18 protein-coding genes and 1 other RNA gene are annotated in these 19,067 nt (G+C 73.9%); 12 read left to right on the plus strand and 7 right to left on the minus strand.

The genetic code is table 11. The features are described from left to right. Positions 1-15: 15 nt before the first annotated feature. Entirely contained in the window at positions 16-1,200 is a 1,185-nt protein-coding gene (locus tag ACZ4WZ_RS25760; protein ID WP_467893833.1) for a thiolase C-terminal domain-containing protein, read from the plus strand. Positions 1,201-1,245: 45 nt separating this feature from the next. On the opposite strand, the gene ACZ4WZ_RS25765 is transcribed toward ACZ4WZ_RS25760, so the two are convergent. Next, positions 1,246-2,415, minus strand: coding sequence for an amidohydrolase family protein (locus tag ACZ4WZ_RS25765; protein WP_467893834.1), 1,170 nt, complete (start codon positions 2,413-2,415; stop codon positions 1,246-1,248). A 229-nt stretch (positions 2,416-2,644) separates the two neighbouring features. Between ACZ4WZ_RS25765 and ACZ4WZ_RS25770 the strand changes: the two genes are divergently transcribed. Further along, complete coding sequence (locus ACZ4WZ_RS25770) at positions 2,645-3,949, plus strand: cytochrome P450 family protein (protein WP_467893836.1); 1,305 nt, start codon at positions 2,645-2,647, stop codon at positions 3,947-3,949. 98 nt (positions 3,950-4,047) lie between these two features. Here the strand turns inward: ACZ4WZ_RS25770 and ACZ4WZ_RS25775 are convergent, their stop codons facing one another. Continuing rightward, the gene (locus ACZ4WZ_RS25775) at positions 4,048-4,407 is read right to left on the minus strand and encodes a response regulator (RefSeq protein ID WP_388936235.1); all 360 of its coding nucleotides are present in this window, start codon (positions 4,405-4,407) and stop codon (positions 4,048-4,050) included. Between the two features lie 250 nt (positions 4,408-4,657). Between ACZ4WZ_RS25775 and ACZ4WZ_RS25780 the strand changes: the two genes are divergently transcribed. The 3 genes from ACZ4WZ_RS25780 (at position 4,658) to ACZ4WZ_RS25790 (ending at position 7,650) form a co-directional block, all read left to right on the plus strand. After that, the gene (locus ACZ4WZ_RS25780; RefSeq protein ID WP_467893837.1) at positions 4,658-5,530 is read left to right on the plus strand and encodes a MaoC/PaaZ C-terminal domain-containing protein; all 873 of its coding nucleotides are present in this window, start codon (positions 4,658-4,660) and stop codon (positions 5,528-5,530) included. Positions 5,531-5,552: 22 nt separating this feature from the next. Next, on the plus strand, positions 5,553-6,629 hold the full coding sequence (locus ACZ4WZ_RS25785) for a Zn-dependent alcohol dehydrogenase (RefSeq protein WP_467893839.1): 1,077 nt from the start codon (positions 5,553-5,555) through the stop codon (positions 6,627-6,629). Positions 6,630-6,708: 79 nt separating this feature from the next. Beyond that, complete coding sequence (locus ACZ4WZ_RS25790; RefSeq protein ID WP_467893840.1) at positions 6,709-7,650, plus strand: 3-oxoacyl-ACP reductase; 942 nt, start codon at positions 6,709-6,711, stop codon at positions 7,648-7,650. A 58-nt stretch (positions 7,651-7,708) separates the two neighbouring features. Here the strand turns inward: ACZ4WZ_RS25790 and ACZ4WZ_RS25795 are convergent, their stop codons facing one another. Both ACZ4WZ_RS25795 and ACZ4WZ_RS25800 read right to left on the minus strand, forming a co-directional pair. Then, on the minus strand, positions 7,709-8,236 hold the full coding sequence (locus ACZ4WZ_RS25795) for a ferredoxin (protein WP_467893842.1): 528 nt from the start codon (positions 8,234-8,236) through the stop codon (positions 7,709-7,711). A gap of 94 nt (positions 8,237-8,330) precedes the next feature. Then, positions 8,331-9,467 (minus strand): hypothetical protein, encoded by a 1,137-nt coding sequence (locus ACZ4WZ_RS25800; RefSeq protein WP_467893843.1) that lies wholly within the window; start codon positions 9,465-9,467, stop codon positions 8,331-8,333. Between the two features lie 176 nt (positions 9,468-9,643). Here ACZ4WZ_RS25800 and ACZ4WZ_RS25805 point away from each other — a divergent pair, with 176 nt between their 5' ends. The 4 genes from ACZ4WZ_RS25805 to ACZ4WZ_RS25820 all read left to right on the plus strand — a co-directional run bounded on the left by ACZ4WZ_RS25805 (position 9,644) and on the right by ACZ4WZ_RS25820 (position 13,571). Next, positions 9,644-10,504: a Nif3-like dinuclear metal center hexameric protein gene (locus tag ACZ4WZ_RS25805; protein WP_467893844.1), complete on the plus strand. Its 861-nt coding sequence runs from the start codon at positions 9,644-9,646 to the stop codon at positions 10,502-10,504. Next, a complete protein-coding gene (locus ACZ4WZ_RS25810; RefSeq protein ID WP_467893925.1) occupies positions 10,501-11,244 on the plus strand; it encodes a zinc ribbon domain-containing protein in 744 nt (247 codons plus the stop codon). The genes ACZ4WZ_RS25805 and ACZ4WZ_RS25810 overlap by 4 nt, the downstream gene beginning before the upstream one ends. Beyond that, the gene (locus ACZ4WZ_RS25815) at positions 11,244-12,656 is read left to right on the plus strand and encodes a bifunctional RNase H/acid phosphatase (RefSeq protein ID WP_467893846.1); all 1,413 of its coding nucleotides are present in this window, start codon (positions 11,244-11,246) and stop codon (positions 12,654-12,656) included. The genes ACZ4WZ_RS25810 and ACZ4WZ_RS25815 overlap by 1 nt, the downstream gene beginning before the upstream one ends. Before the next feature lie 300 nt (positions 12,657-12,956). Beyond that, a complete protein-coding gene (locus tag ACZ4WZ_RS25820; RefSeq protein ID WP_467893848.1) occupies positions 12,957-13,571 on the plus strand; it encodes a DUF4352 domain-containing protein in 615 nt (204 codons plus the stop codon). Positions 13,572-13,612: 41 nt separating this feature from the next. Here the strand turns inward: ACZ4WZ_RS25820 and ACZ4WZ_RS25825 are convergent, their stop codons facing one another. Both ACZ4WZ_RS25825 and rnpB read right to left on the minus strand, forming a co-directional pair. Beyond that, positions 13,613-14,386 (minus strand): glycosyltransferase family 2 protein, encoded by a 774-nt coding sequence (locus ACZ4WZ_RS25825; protein WP_467893850.1) that lies wholly within the window; start codon positions 14,384-14,386, stop codon positions 13,613-13,615. A 157-nt stretch (positions 14,387-14,543) separates the two neighbouring features. Beyond that, an RNA gene (rnpB, locus tag ACZ4WZ_RS25830) (RNase P RNA component class A) lies at positions 14,544-14,946 on the minus strand. Between the two features lie 76 nt (positions 14,947-15,022). Between rnpB and ACZ4WZ_RS25835 the strand changes: the two genes are divergently transcribed. Then, positions 15,023-15,757 carry a MerR family transcriptional regulator gene (locus tag ACZ4WZ_RS25835; protein WP_467893851.1) on the plus strand — a complete coding sequence of 245 codons (735 nt, stop codon included), beginning with the start codon at positions 15,023-15,025 and terminating at the stop codon, positions 15,755-15,757. Further along, on the plus strand, positions 15,754-16,563 hold the full coding sequence (locus ACZ4WZ_RS25840) for a hypothetical protein (protein ID WP_467893852.1): 810 nt from the start codon (positions 15,754-15,756) through the stop codon (positions 16,561-16,563). The genes ACZ4WZ_RS25835 and ACZ4WZ_RS25840 overlap by 4 nt, the downstream gene beginning before the upstream one ends. Before the next feature lie 30 nt (positions 16,564-16,593). On the opposite strand, the gene ACZ4WZ_RS25845 is transcribed toward ACZ4WZ_RS25840, so the two are convergent. Continuing rightward, a complete protein-coding gene (locus ACZ4WZ_RS25845) occupies positions 16,594-18,036 on the minus strand; it encodes an RNB domain-containing ribonuclease (protein WP_467893853.1) in 1,443 nt (480 codons plus the stop codon). Positions 18,037-18,200: 164 nt separating this feature from the next. On the opposite strand from ACZ4WZ_RS25845, the gene yaaA reads away from it, so the two are divergent. Next, complete coding sequence (gene yaaA, locus ACZ4WZ_RS25850) at positions 18,201-19,001, plus strand: peroxide stress protein YaaA (protein WP_467893854.1); 801 nt, start codon at positions 18,201-18,203, stop codon at positions 18,999-19,001. Positions 19,002-19,067 lie beyond the last annotated feature (66 nt).

Here is a 19,067-nt window from a genome sequence, read left to right on the forward strand (position 1 = left end):
GAGGAGTCAACGGGCATGAAGCCATACATCGTGGGCGTCGGCATGACGAAGTTCGAGAAGCCGGAGTCACGGGACTGGCAGTACTGGGACATGGCCGAGGAGGCCGGCGGCGCGGCGCTCGCCGACGCCGGCGTGGACTACGGGCTGGTCGAGCAGGTGCCGGCCGGCTACTGCTTCCAGCCCTCCACCGCCGGTCAGCGGGCGGTGTACGGACTGGGCCTGACGGGCGTCCCCGTCTACAACGTCAGCAACAACTGCGCGACGGGCTCCACGGCCCTGATGATGGCGCGGCAGTTCGTCCAGGGCGGCCTTGCCGACTGCGTGCTCGCCGTCGGCTTCGAGAAGATGAAGCGCGGGGCGCTGGGCGGCGGCGCCGACGGCGGTGACTTCTCCGCCTCGCCGGTGGCCCGGCACTACGGGATCATGGCGGCCGCGCACGGCTTCGAGATGTCCCCGCCCACCGCGCAGATCTTCGGGAACGCCGCCCGCGAGCACATGGAGCGGTACGGCACCACGCCCGCCCAGCTGGCGGCGGTCGGCGCCAAGAACCACCGGCACTCCGCGAACAACCCGAACGCGCAGTTCCAGGACGTGTACACGGTCGAGGAGGTCCTCGCGGCCAAGACCGTCCACTCCCCGCTGACCAAGCTCCAGTGCTCGCCCACCTCCGACGGGGCCGCGGCCGCCCTCGTCGTCTCGGAGCGGTTCGTCGTCGCGCACGGACTGCACCACAAGGCCGTCGAGATCGTCGCCCAGGCGATGACCACGGACACCGCCGAGAGCTTCGGCGGCTCCTGCATCGACGTCGTCGGCAAGCCCATGACGGCCGCCGCGGGCCGCCGGGTGTACGAGGCCTCCGGGCTCGGCATCGAGGACGTCGACGTCGTCGAACTGCACGACTGCTTCTCGGTCAACGAACTGCTGACCTACGAGGCGCTCGGCATGTGCGCCGACGGCGCCTCCGGCGAGCTCGTCGAGAGCGGTGCCACCACCTACGGCGGCCGGTGGGTGGTCAACCCCTCGGGCGGCCTGATCTCCAAGGGCCACCCGCTCGGGGCGACGGGGCTCGCGCAGGCGGCGGAACTGGTGTGGCAGCTGCGCGGCGAGGCGGGCGCCCGCCAGGTCCCCGGCGCCCGGGTCGGGCTGGCGCACAACATCGGGCTGGGCGGCGCGGCGGTGGTGACCCTGCTGCGCAGGTGAACTCCCCGCAGCCGGAGTGCCGTGCCGGAGTACCCCGCCGGACGCCTACGCGGGCACCAGCCGGGGCATCAGGCGCAGCGCGTTCTCCCGGTTGATGGCGCGGCGCAGCGCGGGCGTCAGGGCCGGGTCCGCGGCCAGCGCGGGTACGGCGATGTCCGCGACCATGCCGGCGGGGCAGGCGGGCCAGTCGCTGCCGAAGAGGATCCGGGCCGGGTCCACGGTGGCCAGCAGGGTGCCGGCCGGGGACATCGGGCCGGCGGTGTCGTAGTAGAAGCGGTGCAGGTGGTCCCGGACCGCCGCGGGCTCCACCGGAGGGTCGAAGGAGCCCGCGAAGGCCTCCAGCCGGGTCGCGATGTGCGGGAGGAAGCCGCCGCCGTGCGGCAGGACCACCGACAGGTTCGGGAAGCGGTCGAGGGTCCGGTTGCGGATCATGTTGGCGGCGGCGCGAGTGGTGTCGAGGAGGAAGTCGCACAGGAAGTTCGGCAGCCCCGGAACGGTGGCCCCGGGCGGCCCCCCGGCCCCCGGCCGTCCGCCCGCGCCGGGACCGCCCGCGCCGGGACCGCCCGCGCCGGGACCGCCCGCGCCGGGACCGCCCGCGCCGGGACCGCCCGCGCCGGGACCGCCCGCGCCGGGCGGCGGGCCCGCCGGGACGGCCGGGAGGTTGTGCGGGTGGGTGTCCACCACGGCGGCACGCTCGTCCAGCTCGGCGAAGATCCCGTCGTACACGGGGTCCCCCAGGTACACCCCGCCGTAGTTGGCGGTGACGTTCACCCCCACCGCGCCCAGCTCGTCGAGCCCGTGGCGCAGCGCCCAGGAGGAGACCTCCAGGTCGTCCAGGAAGAGCGGGGTGTGGAAGAAGAACCGTCCCGGATGCGCCTCGGCCGCTTCCACCGCCGCCCGCAGCGTCACGGTGACGGCCTCCCGCAGCTGCGCGGAGCTCTCGTACCGGGCGGGCAGCATCGGCTTGAGCACGGCGGTGGCGATCCCCGCCCGGTCCATGAGCGCCAGCGCGGACTCCGCGTCCCAGCGGGCCCACGGCGGCAGCGCCCGCGGATCCACCAGCCCCCGCGCCTCGCCCCACTCCCGCCAGGCCGGGGCGCAGAAGTGGTGGTGGACGTCGATCACCGCCCGGCTGCCGTCGTCGTCCTCCGCGGCCGCGGTGGCGGGCCGTGCTGCTCCACTGGCGGCGAAACCGCCGGCGCCGTATTCCGGCATGGGCGCATTCCCTCTCTTCGGGCCGCGCCCCGGGATCGCGCCCCGGGATCGCGGAACGGGGTCGCGGAACGTGATCAGCGAACACCTTAGGGCGGGCCCGGGCCGCCGCCGCCCGGACATTCCCGAGGGGGAGCATTCGGCTCCGAACGGGTCAACGCGGTTTGGCCGTCATTCGGCCCAGGGAAAGGAGCCGACTGTCCATTCCGGGATACCCGAGAGGTATGAGCGCGTGACGACTGAACCGACAGTGGCAGTGGGGGACGGACCCGCGCTCGAAGACGCGGTGGCGGCGGTGACGAAGGGCACGCCGGAATACCGGCAGTGCCCCTATCCGGTCTACCGGTCGCTGCGCGAGAAGGCCCCGATCGCCCGGCTGACCCCCGGGCACGGAGTGCCCACGTACCTCATCACCCGGTACGAGGACGCCCACGCGGTCTTCGCCGACCATCGCGTCGGCAAGGACATGCACGAGGCCATCGACACCTACCACGCCCTGTTCGGGGACGCGTGCGAGGCGCTCGACGACAACCTCCTCTTCGCGGACCCGCCCCGGCACACCCGGCTGCGCCACATCGCCAAGACGGCCTTCACCCCGCGCCACGTCAAGGACCTGCGCCCGCACATCCAGGAACTGGTGAACGGGCTGCTCGACCGGTGCCCGACGGACGAGCCCGTCGACCTGATGGCGGCCTTCGCGCTGCCGCTGCCCGTCATGGTCATCTGCGAGCTGCTCGGCATCGTCGGGGACGAGCGCGTCGAGGTGCTGGAGTGGTTCGCCCAGGTGACCCGCTCCCGGTTCAGCAGGGACCTGAAGCACGAACTGGTCGAGGCCGAGCACTGGCTGCGCGACTACTTCACGGACCTGATCCACCGCACCCGCGAGAATCCCACCGACGACTTCCTGAGCGTGCTGGCGGAAACCCCGCACGACGAGGAACCGCTGACGGACGACGAACTCGTCTCGATGATCTGGGTGCTGCTCTTCGCGGGCCACAAGACCACCACCCTCCAGATCGGCAACTGCGTCTACAGCCTGCTGACCCATCCGGAACAGCTGAAGGCCGTCCAGGAGAACCGGGAACTCCTTCCGCGGGCGATCGAGGAAATGGTCCGTTTCGAGGGCTCGGTGGAAACCTCCACCTTCCGGTACGCGCTGGAGGACGTGGAAATCGGCGGGACGGTCATTCCGCGGGGCGCCGTCATCCAGATCGCGATCGCCTCCGCGAACCGGGACCCGGAGAAGTTCCCCGAGCCCGACAGGCTCGACTTCACGCGCGAGGGGCTCCAGGGCAGTCACCTCGGCTTCGGTTTCGGGGCGCACTACTGTCTGGGCGCGCCGCTGGCCCGCCTGGAGCTGGAGATCTGCCTGACGTCGCTGCTGGACCGCTTCCCCGACATGGTGCTGGCGATGCCGTCGGCGCACGGTGGTGACTGGCTGAAGGGGCCGTTCCCCGCTTTCCGGGGGCTGGAGCGGCTGCCGGTGGCGCTGGACCCCTCACGGACGGTCGACGACTGGACGAAGCCCGCGGGCTGAGCCCCGCCCCGGCGCGGCCGGCGGCCCTCCGCCGTCACCGGCGGAGGGCCTCCGCGCGTCCGCGGCCGGCCGGCCAGCCGGTCTGCCGGTCTGCCGGTCTACGGGCCCGCCAGCGCCGGGTCCACCACCGTCTCGCCCGTGGAGGCGCGGCGCAGGCAGTCCGCCAGGTCCTCGACGGGGCCGTCCCGCAGGACCAGCCCCGCCGCGCCCGCCGTCAGGGCCGCCTCCAGCAGGCCGGGGCGGGCCGAGCCGGCGGTCAGCAGGACCCGGCACTCGGGATCGTCGGCGAGCAGCGCCGTCACCGCGGCGACCTCCTCCACCAGCGCCACCTGCGGCCGGGCCGTGGGGGAGTCCACCACCTCGATGTCCGGCTGGAGGCCGAGCAGCAGCGCGAGGGCCGGGTCCGGCGGCTCCAGCAGGACGCGCAGGGAGCGCGCGGGCCTGTGCGTCAGGGGCATTTCGTCCACCGCCGAAGCGTAACGGCCGGCCCCGGGCCCGAGTCGCAACACGCGTTGCGGCAGACCGATCTGACGCGAAGTCAGCGGTCTTCCCAAGTGTCGGGGCGTGCGTTATACATGCCTTCGGCCCGCTGCTAGAACGCGTTCTAGAACGCGTCCCGGTGTGCGGCCCCGCACACGACCTCGGTGCGGCCGACGGTGCGGACGGCCGTGCCGAGGTCTTCCAAGGAACCGAAGGAGCAGCATCCTCATGCCGATCGATGCCGCCAGGGCCCTCGCCGCCGAACCCCGTCGGGGGGACATCGGCTGGGACCACAAGGACATCCAGCTCTACCACCTCGGCCTCGGAGCGGGCACGCCGCTGCACGGCCAGAACCTGGCCACCGACCCCGACGAGCTGCGCTACACCCTGGAGTCCAGGCTCCACGTCCTGCCCAGCTTCGCGACCGTCGCCGGGGCCGGCATGGCCATGCTCGGCGGTCTCGCCGCCCCCGGCATCGAGGTCAACCTCGCCGACGTCCTGCACGGCGGCCAGTCCATCGAGCTGCACCGGCCCATCCCCGTCAAGGGAAGCGCCACCTCCTCCGCCAGGGTCGCCGCCCTCTACGACAAGGGGAAGGCGGCCGTGATCGTGCTGCGCACCGAGGTCGCGGACGCCGGCGGGCCGCTGTGGACCAGCGACGCGCAGATCTTCGTACGCGGTGAGGGCGGCTTCGGCGGCGAACGCGGCCCCTCCGTCAGGGAGGAACTGCCCGGACGCGCCCCCGACCGCACCGAGGAGCGGGCCATCCGGGAGGAACAGGCGCTGCTCTACCGGCTCTCCGGGGACTGGAACCCCCTCCACGCCGACCCCGAGTTCGCCAAGCTGGCCGGCTTCGACAAGCCGATCCTGCACGGCCTGTGCTCGTACGGGATGACCCTCAAGGCCGTCGTCGACACCGCGCTCGGCGGGGACGTGTCACGGGTCCGCGCCTACCGCACGCGCTTCGCCGGGATCGTCTTCCCGGGCGAGACGCTGCGCATCCGGATGTGGCAGGAGGAAGGCCGCGTACTGGTCTCGGTGACCGCCGTCGAACGGGACGACGCGCCGGTCCTCGCGGACACCGTCGTCGAACACTCGTAGCATCCACGGAAGGAGCCGCACCGTGCGCGCAGCACTGCAGAGCGAGATAGGCCAGGACAAGCTCGAGGTCGTCGACGACATGGAGGCCGTGGGCTTCGGCCCCGGCAAGGTCCGGATCCGCGTCAAGGCCACCGGGCTGTGCCACTCCGACCTCTCGGCGATGAGCGGCGTACTGCCGCAGCCCGCCCCCTTCATCCCCGGCCACGAGGGCTCCGGCGTGATCACGGACGTCGGTGACGGCGTCACCGGCCACGCGATCGGCGACCGCGTCCTCGTCTGCTGGCTGCCGCCGTGCGGCCACTGCCCCGCCTGCAGGCGCGGCCAGGGGCACCTGTGCCTGGAGGCCTTCGGGAACGTCGCCACCCCCAACTTCAAGCGGGCGGCCGGTGACGTCTTCGGCTTCGCCGGGACCGGCACCTTCGCCGAGGACATGGTCGTCCCGGCCGCCTGCGCCGTCCCCATCCCCGACGACCTGCCCTTCGACATCGCCGCGCTGATCGGCTGCGGCGTCACCACCGGACTCGGCGCGGCCATCAACACCGCCCGGGTGGAGGCCGGTTCCTCGGTCGCCGTCATCGGCTGCGGCGGCGTCGGCATATCCGTCGTCCAGGGCGCCAAGGTCCAGGGCGCGGCGCAGATCCTCGCCGTCGACCCGGTCGCCTCGCGGCGCGAGGCGGCGCTGCGGTTCGGCGCCACCGAGGCCGTCTCCCCGGAGGAGTTCGCCGACGCCAGGAACCGGATCACGGCCGGCGAGGGCTTCGACTACGTCTTCGAGGTCGTCGGCAAGTCCGCGACCGCGCGGAAGGCGTACGAGATGACGCGGCGCGGAGGCTCCGTCGTCGTGGTCGGCGCGGGCGCCCTCGACGACGACTTCCAGGTCGACATGTTCTCCCTGTTCTTCGACGAGAAGAAGATCCTCCCGTCGATGTACGGGGGCGGCGACGTGCTCCGCTCGTACGAGCGCACGATCGCGCTGTGGCGGGCCGGCCGGATCGACCTGGAGAACCTGATCAGCCACCGGGTGACCCTGGCCGAGATCAACGACGCCCTCGACCAGATGCGCACCGGCGTCGCCCTGCGCACCTGCATCGAACTCTGAGACCACTGCGCCAAGACCGGTGCTCGACGACCACTGCCCCACGACCGCTGCTCCAAGACCGCTGAGAGGAACGCCACGGATGTCACTCCCACTTGAGGGGCTCTCCGCCATCGTCACCGGCGCGGGCCGCGGGCTCGGCCGGGCCGAGGCGCTCGAACTCGCCCGGCTCGGCGCGAGCGTCGTCGTCAACGACTACGGGCAGAGCGGCCGCGACGGCTCGGGAGAGGCCTCGGCCGCCCCGGCGGAGGAGGTGGCCGAGGAGATCCGCGCGGCGGGCGGGCAGGCGGTGGCGCACCTCGGTGACGTGGCCGACTTCGAGCAGGCCCGGGAGCTGGTCGCCCTGGCGGTCTCCCGCTTCGGCAAGCTCGACGTCCTCGTCAACAACGCGGGGATCCTGCGCGACCGGATGGTCTTCTCGATGACGGAGGACGAGTGGGACTCGGTGATCCGGGTCCACCTCAAGGGCCACTTCAACACCACCCACTTCGCCGCCGCGCACTGGCGCGAACGCTCCAAGGCGGCGGGCGGCCCCGTGTACGGGCGGATCGTCAACACCTCCTCGGAGGCCTTCCTGGGCGGCTCGGCCGGCCAGCCCAACTACGCCGCCGCCAAGGGCGGCATCGTCGGCCTGACCACCTCGACCGCCCTGGCCCTGGCCAAGTACGGGGTGACGGCCAACGCCATCTGCCCGCGCGCCCGCACCCGGATGACCGAGGACGTCTTCGCCGGCTTCCAGGTCCCCGAGGACGGCAGGCTCGACGCCCTCGCCCCCGAGCACGTCTCCCCGCTGGTCGGCTACCTGGCCTCACCGGCCTCCGCCAAGGCCAACGGGCAGCTCTTCGTGGTGCACGGCGGGATCGTCGCCGTGATGGAACGCCCCCGGGTCGCCGCGAAGTTCGACACGGCCAAGGAGGCCTTCACCTTCGAGGAGCTCGACGGGCTCCTCACCCCGCACTACGACTCGCGCCCGCCGAACGAGACCTTCGCGGCGACCGAGGTCCTGAGCCTCAAGCACGGCTAGGCCGTTTCCTTCGGATCAGCGGGGGTGGGATGCCGACGGCACCTTGGAGGGCAGCCCCCTACAGGTGCGGCAGCAGGTCTGTCGGCGTCGGTGAGCGCTGTTCTTCGAGCCAGAAGAGGTAGGCACGCAGGTGCAGGGCGAGGCCGCCGTCGAGGTACGCGGCGTAGTCGCGGGCGGCAGCGGCCGTGCCCTGCCCCCACTTCACGTCATCGGCCTCGAACCCGCGGCGATGAATTGCCAGGTATTCCCGGATCCGTCCCCGGTCGCGCCACCACTCCCGGACCACTGTCGGCGTCCAGTGCACGTCACCGTCGCAGCCGTAGCCCGTCATCGGATCGTCCTCGGCAGCGTCGACCAGCCGCCAGAGCTCTTCCGTCGTCCTCGGCTGACGGTAGACGTACTCGGTGAAATACCTGGCTTCGTAGAGCACGAGCTCCGGTGCGTGGATCCGGCCGGTACCGCAGTTGTCGGTGTCGGCACCGTAGAACGGGCCGGGGACGTTCAACCACTTCCGGTCCGCCCACTCACCACGGAACGACACGCGCGCGTCACCGAGCAGGGGCAAGGGATCGAAGTAGGTTTCCACAGCGAGAGGGTGCCAGCGTCCGGCAAGATCCGAAAGAGACGTCCTGGGAGGCACCCGGCGGCCCCACCCCTGTCACGGTGCCCGCCGCGCCCGGTCAGCGCAGGGGCGCCTGCTGGAGCGGCACCGGCCGGGTGGGGGGCGGCGGGGGCGGGTCCACACGGACGGGCGGCGGCGGGGCGGGCGGCTGGCTCAGGCTCACGACCCCGCAGGGCACCCCGGGGGTGGAGTACGGCAGGCGCAGCCGCCCCTCCGGGGTCCACAGCCCGCTCCCGAGCCATCCCTCCGGGGCGCCCAGCCGGAAGACGTGCCGGTCGGCGGGCCGCCACAGCGCGAGACCGCCTCCGCCCACCCGGAGCGCCACCCCGCAGGTCTCCGGCATCAGGACCTGACCCGGCTGCACCGCGAAGGGGTGGGCGTCCTCCAGCCGCAGGCACTCCGGGAAGCGGACCGGGCGCTCGCTGCCCAGCACCCCCCAGCCCAGCCGCGGCTCACCCGGGGCGTCCGAGCGGATCAGCAGCAGCCCGCTGTCCGGGGCGGCCAGCAGCAGCCGGTCGTCGCTGTGCTCGGCGATCTGGAGCAGCGGGCTGACCACCCCGCCCCGGCCCAGGTCCACGGCGACGGCCTTGGTGCGGCCGTCCACCTCGCGGTCCAGGGCCAGGAGCCGGCCCGTGCGGTCCAGCCAGACCCCGCCGGAGCAGCGGCCCGGGACCACCGCGGCCCGCCGGGGCCCGCCGGAGCTCCCGGCCACCTGCCAGACGGTGCTCTCCTCGGCCCCCACCGCCAGGGCGTAGGCCCCGCACCCGTCCGGTGACGGCGGCAGCAGGCGGACCCGTACCCCCTCCTCGGCGGCGACCGAGCCCAGCCGGGCCTCCCCGGTGCGCGGGCCCGCCGCGGCGCCGGAGGGGTACAGCAGGGAGAACGCGTGCCGGTCGGCGACGCGGCGGTGGATCAGCACCTGCCCGTCGGCCAGGGCGAGCACCTCGCTGTCCGCCTCCTCCGGCTGCGCCAGGGGCAGCGGTACGGCGTAGGGCTCGGGGCCGCCCAGCGTCCAGCGCTCCGGGTAGCGCGCCTCGCCCTCGCCGGCCAGCCGGGCCGCGTACGCCCCGTCGGCGGCGATCGTGAGGGCGGGAGCCGCCGCAGCCGGGGCCGTGTCCCCGGGGGCCGCCGGGGCGGTGAGCTCCGGGTCCGGGGACGTGCTGGTCTTCGTGGTCTCGGTGGCACAGACAGTCATCCGGGCCGTCACCTCCGCAGAGGAAGCTAGTTTTCGCACTCCCAGCCGAACAGCGCGACCCGGCGCGCTTCACACGTACGGGTGGCCCCCCGCCGATTCGCCGGTGACGGACGATGCGGTTGTGCTGCTCACCCGGCCAGGGGACCACCGGCCGCCACGGACGGTAGCCTTGGCCCGTGCCCCGTCTCTCTGAAGTCATCGCCGCGCTGGACGCTCTCTGGCCCCCCTCGCGGGCCGAGGAGTGGGACGCCGTCGGCACCGTCTGCGGCGACCCCGATGCCGAGGTCACCCGGGTGCTCTTCGCCGTGGACCCCGTACAGGAGATCGTCGACGAGGCGGTGAAGCTCGGCGCCGACCTGGTCGTCACGCACCACCCCCTCTACCTGCGCGGCACCACCACCGTCGCCGCGGACACCTTCAAGGGCCGTGTCGTGCACACGCTGATCAGGAACGGCATCGCCCTGCACGTGGCCCACACCAACGCCGACACCGCCGACCCCGGGGTCTCCGACGCCCTCGCCGGCGCCCTCGACCTGCGCGTCACCGGCCCCCTCGTGCCCGACCCCACCGACCCGGCGGGCCGTCGGGGACTAGGCCGGATCTGCGAGCTGGACCACCCCGAGACCCTGCGCGAGTTCGCCGCCCGCGCCGCCGCCCGGCTGCCGCGCACCGCGCAGGGCATCCGCGCGGCCGGTGACCCGGACGCGCCGATCCGCACCGTCGCCGTCAGCGGCGGCTCCGGCGACAGCCTCTTCGCGCAGGTCCGGGCCGCCGGTGTGGACGCCTTCCTCACCGCCGACCTGCGCCACCACCCGGTGTCCGAGGCCCGCGAGCAGAGCCCGCTCGCCCTCGTCGACGCGGCGCACTGGGCCACCGAGTGGCCCTGGTGCGAGCAGGCCGCCGCCGAGCTCGACGCGATCTCCGAGCGCCACGGCTGGGGTCTGCGGACCCACGTCTCGCGCACGGTCACCGACCCCTGGACGGCGCACGCGCCGTCCGTCACACCCCCTTCTAGTGCCTCTGGAGCCCCCAACTGAACGCCGAGCCCGCCGACCAGATCCGACTTCTCGACGTCCAGGCCCTGGACGTCCGGCTGTCTCAGCTCGCCCACAAGCGCAAGTCGCTGCCCGAGCACGCCGAGGTCGACTCCCTGACCAAGGAACTCAGCCAGCAGCGCGACCTCCTCGTCGCCGCCCAGACGCAGGCCAGTGACGCCGCCCGCGAGCAGACCAAGGCCGAGCAGGACGTCGACCAGGTCCGCCAGCGCGCGGCCCGGGACCAGCAGCGCCTGGATTCCGGCGCGGGCATCTCGGCCCGGGACCTGGCGAACCTGCAGAGCGAGGTCGCCTCGCTCGCCAAGCGGCAGGCCGACCTGGAGGACGTGGTCCTGGAGGTCATGGAGCGGCTGGAGGGCGCGCAGGAGCGGGTCACCGGGATCACCGAGCGCGTTTCCTCGCTGGAGGCCAAGCTGGCGGACGCCACCGCGCGGCGCGACGCCGCCACCGGCGAGCTCGACGCCGAGGCCGCGAAGATCGCCAAGGACCGCGAGGTCATCGTCGCCTCCATGCCGTCCGACCTGATGGCGCTGTACGAGAAGATCCGAGTCAAGCAGGGCGGGGTCGGCGCCGCGCGCCTCTACCAGCGCCGTTGCGAGGGCTGCCGGCTGGAGCTCGACATGGCGGAGATCAACGAGATCAAGGCCGCGGCCCGCGACCAGGTCGTCCGGCACGAGAACTGCGGCCGCATCCTGGTCCGTGCGGCGGACTCGGGCATCTGATGCCGCGTTTCGTCGTGGAGGCGGACGGCGGTTCCCGGGGCAACCCGGGTCCCGCCGGCTACGGGGCGGTCGTCCTCGACCCGGTCACGGGGGAGACCCTGGCCGAGCGCGCCGAGTTCATCGGTGTCGCCACGAACAACGTCGCCGAGTACAAGGGCCTGATCGCGGGCCTGAAGGCGGCGCGCGAGCTGGCGCCGGACGCGGTGGTGCGGGTCCGGATGGACTCCAAGCTGGTCGTGGAGCAGATGTCGGGCCGCTGGAAGATCAAGCACCCCGACATGAAGCCGCTCGCGGCGGAGGCCGCGAAGATCCTTCCGCGCGCGCAGGTCACGTACGAGTGGATCCCGCGCGAGAAGAACAAGCACGCCGACCGGCTCGCCAACGAGGCGATGGACGCGGGCAAGCGCGGCAAGCAGTGGGAGCCGTCCGCCTCCACGGCCGACCTCGCCGCCGCCCCGGTTCCGGCCGGGCCTCCGGGTGACGCGGCGAAGGGCGCCGCGGCGGTCCGTGCGGCCCTCGCCTCCGGCGCCGGTACGGGCACCCGTGCGGCCGCCGGCTCCGGCGCCGGTACGGGCACCCTCGCGCCCGACACCGACGTACGGGCCGCCCGCAGCGCCGCCGCCTCCGGGGCCGGCACGCTCTTCGGCGGCGCCGAGGGCGGGGCGGGGGGGGTGGCCACGGCCCCGGTCGGCATCCCCGCACCGGGCTCCGGCACGGCGGCGGACGCGACCCCGGCGGCGGCCGGCGCCCCCCGAGCCACCGGCACCGGCTGGGGCGGGCCCGACACGGGGACCCCCGCCACCTTCGTGCTGCTGCGTCACGGCGAGACCGCCCTGACCCCGCAGAAGCGCTTCTCCGGCAGCGGCGGCACCGACCCGGAGCTGTCCCCGGCCGGCCGCCGCCAGGCCGCCGCCGTCGCCGAGGCGCTGGCCGCGCGGGGCACCGTACAGGCCGTCGTCAGCTCCCCGCTGCGCCGCTGCCGGGAGACCGCGCAGGCCGTGGCCGACCGGCTCGGGCTGCCGGTCGCGGTCGAGGAGGGCCTGCGCGAGACGGATTTCGGCGCCTGGGAGGGCCTGACCTTCGCCGAGGTGCGGGAGCGCTTCCCGGACGACCTCCAAGCGTGGCTGGACTCCCCGAGGGCGGCGCCCACGGGCGGCGGCGAGAGCTTCACCGCCGTCACCCGCCGGGTCTCGGCGGCGCGTGACCGGCTGCTGGCCGCGCACGCGGGCCGCACGGTGCTGCTGGTCACGCACGTGACGCCGGTCAAGACGCTGGTCCGGCTCGCCCTGGGCGCACCGCCGGAGTCCCTGTTCCGGATGGAGCTCTCCGCGGCCTCCCTGTCGGCGGTGGCCTACTACGCCGACGGCAACGCCTCGGTCCGCCTCCTGAACGACACCTCGCACCTGCGCTGAACCACCGCGAGCACGCGAAGGCCCCCGCCCGGCGGGGGCCTTCGCGCGTCAGGTGCGCTTCGGACCGCCCGGGTGGGCGGGGTGAACCCGTGCGCCGGGAACGGGGGTTCTCAAGGGTGCTCCTCCCGGCCGGCGCCGCTGATCCGGAAGAACCCCGTCTCATTCCCGGGACTGCCGGCGGCGCATTCCGTTTGTTGTCTAAGCTGACGCCGCTCACGTCCCGATCTGATGGCGCTCCTTCCGAGGGTGTTCGGCATCCGGTGCTGAGCCCGACAGCAACTGCACAGTGGAGGAGCCGACATGACCACCCCTTACCCCGGCCAGCAGCCGCCCCCGCCCTACGGCTACCCGGCCCCGCCGCAGCCCCCGAAGAAGAGCAATGCCGGCAAGATAATCGGCTTCGGCTGCGGCGGGCTGCTCGTCCTGTCGCTGGTCCTCTTCGGCTGCGGCGCGATGGTCCTCAGCGGCGCCGGCTCCAAGGGCGGCACGGCGGACGCCAAGAGCCCGGCCCCCGCAGCCCCCTCCGCGGCCCCGGCACAGTCCGGCGCGGCGCAGCCCGAGGCGCCGGCCCCGGCGCCCGCGACGAACGCCGATGTGGTGGTGACCGCCTCACCGGCCGAGTACAAGGCGAGCATCCTCGCCCAGGGAGGCGACCACACCTCGGTCCAGGTGACCGTCGTCAACAACAGCGCCAAGGAAGTCGACGTCAACGTCTTCTTCTTCGAGGTGACGACCGAGGACGGAACCCGCAAGCAGATCGAGCTGGCGGCTGCCGAGGACCAGATCGACACCGTCAAGCTGGCCAAGGGCGAGAAGGTCTCCGGGACGATCACGGTCAAGGGGAAGGTCACCGCGAAGACGGTCCACTTCAAGAACGGCCTGCTCGGGAAGACGTACAGCGCCCCGGTGAAGTAGCGGCGCCACCCACTCCGGCCGGGCCGCTCCGGCGCACGGATCTAGATGCGCGAGTTGCGCAGCGACTGCCACGCGGCGCCGGCCAGCGCCCGCGTCGCCCGCGGGACCGACAGGTGCTCGTGCTCGCGGTACAGGGCCCAGTTGTACCGCACGAGCGACAGCTTGTTGGAGGACAGCGACCCCGCCTGGTGGGCCCGGTACACCGCGAGCGGCTCGGCCAGGCCCCGCGCCTCAGCGCCACTCCGCATGATCGACAGCCAGAGGGCGTAGTCCTGGCGCTTGCGCATCTCCGGCATCAGCCTCGTGCCCAGGGCCTTGCGGTCGTACATGGCGGTGAGAGCACCGATGTGGTCCCGGACCAGCATCGCGCGGTAGTCCACGTGCTCCCGGGCACGGACCACCCGCCCGTTCGGGACCCAGTCGGTGCTCTCGCCGGCGTAGTCGGCGTCCATCTTGAAGTAGGAGGTGAACGTCAAGGGCGCATCGCCTGCCGCGGCGAAGGCGAGCTGCTTCTCGGTCTTCTCCGGAAGCCACATGTCGTCGCTGTCGAGGAAGGCGATGTAGTCCCCGCGGGCCCGTTCGATCGCGAGGTTGCGGGCCCGGCCGGCACCGCCCTGTACGGGTGCCGACTCCGGCAGGACGCGCTCGTCCTGCTCGGCGAACTCGCGGAGCAGGTCCATGGAGCCATCGGAGGACCGGTCGTCGGTGACCAGCAGCTCCACGTCGCCGTGGGTCTGTGTGAGCACCGATCGGACGGCTGCGCCGAGGGTGGCGGCCGAGTTGTACACGGGCATCACGACAGACACCAGGGGCACAGCGCTTCTCCTTGCGGACCGGGAACGACGGTCCATTCAAGCACCGCGAACGAGGAGGAGCTTCCGCCGGCCCCAGGGGGGTGTCCGGCGGCCGAACGGTCGCCGCCCGAGGAGTACGTGAAGCCGATCGCCCGCCTCGTGCGGGGAGGAGGAACGGCAGACGAGCCGGCCTGTACGCCGGGTTCTGTCACCCGGCGACCTCGCGGTCGCCGGGGAGACGGCCATCCATCTAGGACCGGCGTTGCCGCCGGCCTCGTGCGGTCTACCCGCGAACATCGGGCGGGCAGCCCTCAAACGTTCGCGCAGACCCGTCCGGGGACGGATCCTCTTGACCTTGCTCCAGGTGGGGTTTACCTAGCCGCCTGAGTCACCTCAGGCGCTGGTGGTCTCTTACACCACCGTTTCACCCTTACCGGGGACCGAAGCCCCCGGCGGTCTGTTTTCTGTGGCACTGTCCCGCGGGTCACCCCGGGTGGGCGTTACCCACCACCCTGCCCTGTGGAGCCCGGACGTTCCTCGGCGGGATCCGGGGATCCCGACGCGGCCGCCCGGCCGACTCGTCTGTCGTGCCGACCATGCTACCGGCTGTCCGCCGCGGCTTGACCTTGACGCAGCGGCAGGGTTTCTACTGGCGGCATGCGGATCGGAGAGATCGCCGCGCTGGTCGGGGTCAGTACCCGGGCGGTCCGGCACTACCACCACGTCGGGCTGCTCCCGGAGCCGCCCAGACGCCCCAACGGCTACCGGGCCTACACCGTGCGCGACGCCGTGCTCCTGGCCCGGGTGCGCCGGCTCACCGAGCTCGGGCTGGGCCTCGACGAAGTGCGCGGCGTCCTCGCCGACGACGCGGGGCGCGAGCCGGCCGACGTACTCCGGGAGCTGGACGCCGACCTCGCGCGGCAGGAGGCGGAGCTGGCCGCGCGCCGGCGCCGACTCGCGGTGCTGCTCGCAGCCGGTCCCGGCGAGGGCGAGCCGGTCCCGCCCGCGCTCGCCGCGCTGCTGGCGAAGGCGCCGCCGACGGACTCCCCGGCCGCCGCGAAGGACCGCGAGCACCTGACCCTGCTCGACGCCGCGGGCGCCGACGGCGAGGAGCTCTACGCCCTGCTCGGGCCGCTGGCCTCGGACCCCGCCGTGCTCCGACTGTACGAGCGGCTGGACGAGCTGGCCGACGCCCCCGCCGACGACCCCCGGATCGACCCGCTCGCCCGGGCCATGGTCGCCGCCGTCCCCGACGCGGTCTTCGACGCGATCCCGCCCGGCGGGCCCGTCGTCGCCGGGTTCGGGGAGGCGCTGCTCGCGGAGTACGCCCCCGCGCAGGCGGAGGTGGTACGCCGGGTGATGGCGGCCTTCATCGCGAGGGGGCGGCCATGAGCGCCGTACGCGCGGCCCGGATCGCGGCCGCCGCCGTGATACCCGGCGAGCTGCTCCTCGTACTCTGCCTCGCGGCCGGGGTGCGCCCGCCCGGGTGGGCGACGGCCGCCGCCGAGGGGCTGCTGCTCGGGGCGCTGCTGCTGGAGGCCCGGGTGCTGTGCTCGCTGCGGCGGCGCACCGGCTCCTGGCGGGCGGCCGTACGGGCCGTCGTGCCGGAGCCGGTCCTGCGGCTGCTGCTGCACGAGCTGCGGGCCGCCGCCTCCCTCGGGCGGTGGGTCGCGCGCCGCGAGCACGGGGTGCGGCCGGGCGATCTCGCCGCCCGGTACACCGGACCGCAGACGGCCATGATGTACGGGCTGCTCTTCGTGTCGATTGTCGAGACCGCCGCGCTGGCCGTGCTCATCCCCTGGCCCGCCGTGCACCGCGTGGTGCTGGTGCTCGACGTCTACGGGGTGCTGCTGGTGCTCGCCCTGCACGCCGCCTGCGTCACCCGCCCGCACGTGCTGCGGGCCGACGGGACGCTGCGGATCCGCTACGGGGTCCTGTTCGACCTGACCGTCCCGCCGGACGCGGTGGCCTCGGCCCGGGTGGAGCGCCGCTACCCCGAGGGCCGGCTCGTCACCCTCTCCGACGACGGGATGCTCGACCTGATCGTGGGCGGCCAGACGACCGTTACCCTGGAACTGAACCGCCCGCTGGACTTCCGCCGCCCGCTCGGCGCCCGCGCCCTGGCCCGCACGGTCCGTTTCCACGCCGACGACCCCCGCGCGCTGGTGACCGCACTGCGGCGGGCCGCGGCCCCGTGACGCCGCCCGTACGCGACGGTCCACGCCCGCTCACGCCCGCGCGAAGAGGATCTTCGCCACGCCCGGGTCGGCGCGGGTCAGCCGGACCCGGATCCGTTCGCCGAGCGGCAGCCGCCCCTCCCGGGACTCGACCCGGCCCACCACCGCCGGGTCCTCCAAGTGGACCGTCCCGACCTGCGGTTCCTGTTCCCTGACGTCGATGACCGTCGCCTCGAAGGTCTCCCCGACCCGGTCCTTGAGCAGGGCCGCCTCCACCAGGTCCACGCACTCCCGCTCGGCCGAGTTGGCCAGCCGGATGCCGCCCGCCATTTCCTGCGGCAGCGCCTCCAGCGCCTCGACCGCCCACGCCGGGGGTTCCGCCCCCGCGGCCGCCGCCACGCACAGCTCACCGGCGTAGCGGTCGGCGAGCCGCCGCAGCGGCGCGGTGCAGTGCGCGTACGGGGCGGCGACCGCCGCGTGGAGGGCGGGGTCCGGGGTCCGGCCGCCGGTGAAGACCGTGTAGCCGGCGCCGCGCAGCAGGCTCGTGCACTCCTGGAGGAAGGCGGCGTGCGCGGGCAGGCGCGGGTCGAGGGAACGGACGAGCACCGCGTACGGGACGTGGTGCGGCCACTCGATCCGCAGGGCCTTCGCGGCCCGGCGCAGCCGCCCGACCGCTCCGTCGGGGGCGGCGGGGAGGGTGCGCAGGATGCCCGTACCGGAGGCCAGCATCAGTTCGGCGGCCGCCATGCCGGTCATCAGGGAGACCTGGGCGTTCCAGCCGTCGGCCGGGAGGGGGGCCCGGTAGGCCAGGCTGTACGAGCCGTCGTGCGCGATGACCTCCTGCTCGGGCACGCTCAGGGAGATGCCGCCGCGTTCGGCCTCCAGGGCCTCGCGCAGGGTCCCGATGTCCTTCAGCAGGGCCAGGGAGGGGTCGGCGGTGCCGGTGTCGACGGCCTTCTGGACGCCTTCGTAGTCGAGCCTGGCCCGGCTGCGCACCAGGGCCCGGCGTACGTCGGTGGTCTCGACCCGGCCGTCGGAGTCCAGGTCCATCCGCCATACGAGGGCCGGGCGGGTGCGGTCCGGCAGCAGGCTGGCCGCGTCCTCGGAGAGCACGGGCGGGTGCAGGGGCACCTTCGTGTCGGGGAAGTAGAGGGTGGTCACCCTGCGGTGGGCCTCGGCGTCGAGGGCGCCGCCCGGGCCGACGAACGCGGCGACGTCGGCGATGGCGTAGTGCACGCGGTAGCCGCCGGTGGACCGCTTCGCCAGGTGCATGGCCTGGTCGAGGTCCATGGAGGCGGGCGGGTCGACGGTGAAGAAGGGCAGGCCGGTCAGGTCCTCGGACGGCAGCCGGGGGGCGGCGGCCGCCCGCTCGGCCTCGGCGAGCACCTCGGCCGGGAAGGTGCCGGGCACGCCCAGTCGCGTCCGCAGGTCGCCCAGCGCGGCGCGCAGGGCCGCCCCGTCCGTTCCGGCCATGTGCATGTGACGGCGTGGCATGGACCGAGCGTAGGCCGACTCCGCCGGATCCGCGCGGGCCGGCCGGACCGCCGCCGGACGGGGCGCGGGCGCGGCCGTTCGCCTGTGACCGGGTGGCGGCGGGCCGTCTACCCTGGCTCCGGGGCCGCATCCCCTGTGCCGTGTCGTCATGAAGGAGAACCACCGTGCTCGTGCTGCTGCCGCCCTCCGAGGGAAAGGCCGCCGGCGGCTCCGGCGCACCGCTCGACCCCGCGTCCCTGTCCCTGTCGGGCCTGGCCCCGGCGCGGGCGGCCGTGCTGGAGGAACTCGTCGAGCTGTGCGCGGCGGACGAGCCGAAGGCGCGTGAGGTGCTCGGCCTCAGCGAGGGGCTGCGCGGGGAGGTCGCGAAGAACGCCGCCCTGCGCTCGGCGCCGGCCCGCCCGGCCGGGGAGATCTACACCGGTGTGCTCTACGACGCCCTGGACCTGGCGGGACTGCCGGCGCCCGCGCGGGAGCTGGCCGAGCGGTCGCTGCTGGTGTTCTCCGGGCTGTGGGGCGCGGTGCGGGTGACCGACCGGATCCCCTCCTACCGCTGCTCGATGGGGGTCAAGCTGCCGGGTCGGGGCGCGCTGGGCGCGTACTGGCGTACGCCGATGGCGGAGGTGATGCCGCAGGCGGCGGGGGACGGGCTGGTGCTGGACCTGCGCTCGTCGGCGTACGCGTCGGCGTGGAAGCCGAAGGGGGAGACGGCGGGCCGGACCGCCACCGTGCGGGTGCTGCACTCGCAGATCGTGGACGGGGTGGAGAAGCGCTCGGTCGTGAGCCACTTCAACAAGGCCACCAAGGGACGCCTGGTACGCGACCTGCTGCTGGCCGGGGCCGTCCCGGCGTCGCCGGCGGAGCTGGTGACGGCCCTGCGGGACCTGGGTTACGTGGTGGAGGCCGAGGCCCCCGCGAAGCCGGCGAAGGCCTGGTCCCTGGACGTGGTCGTCACCCAGGTCCACTGACCCGCCCGCGGGCGGGTCAGCCGGCTTCGCGCCGCCGCGGTCCGGCCGGCCGGCCGGGCCGCGGCG

It is taken from the genome of Streptomyces sp. NPDC029122, assembly GCF_055569445.1.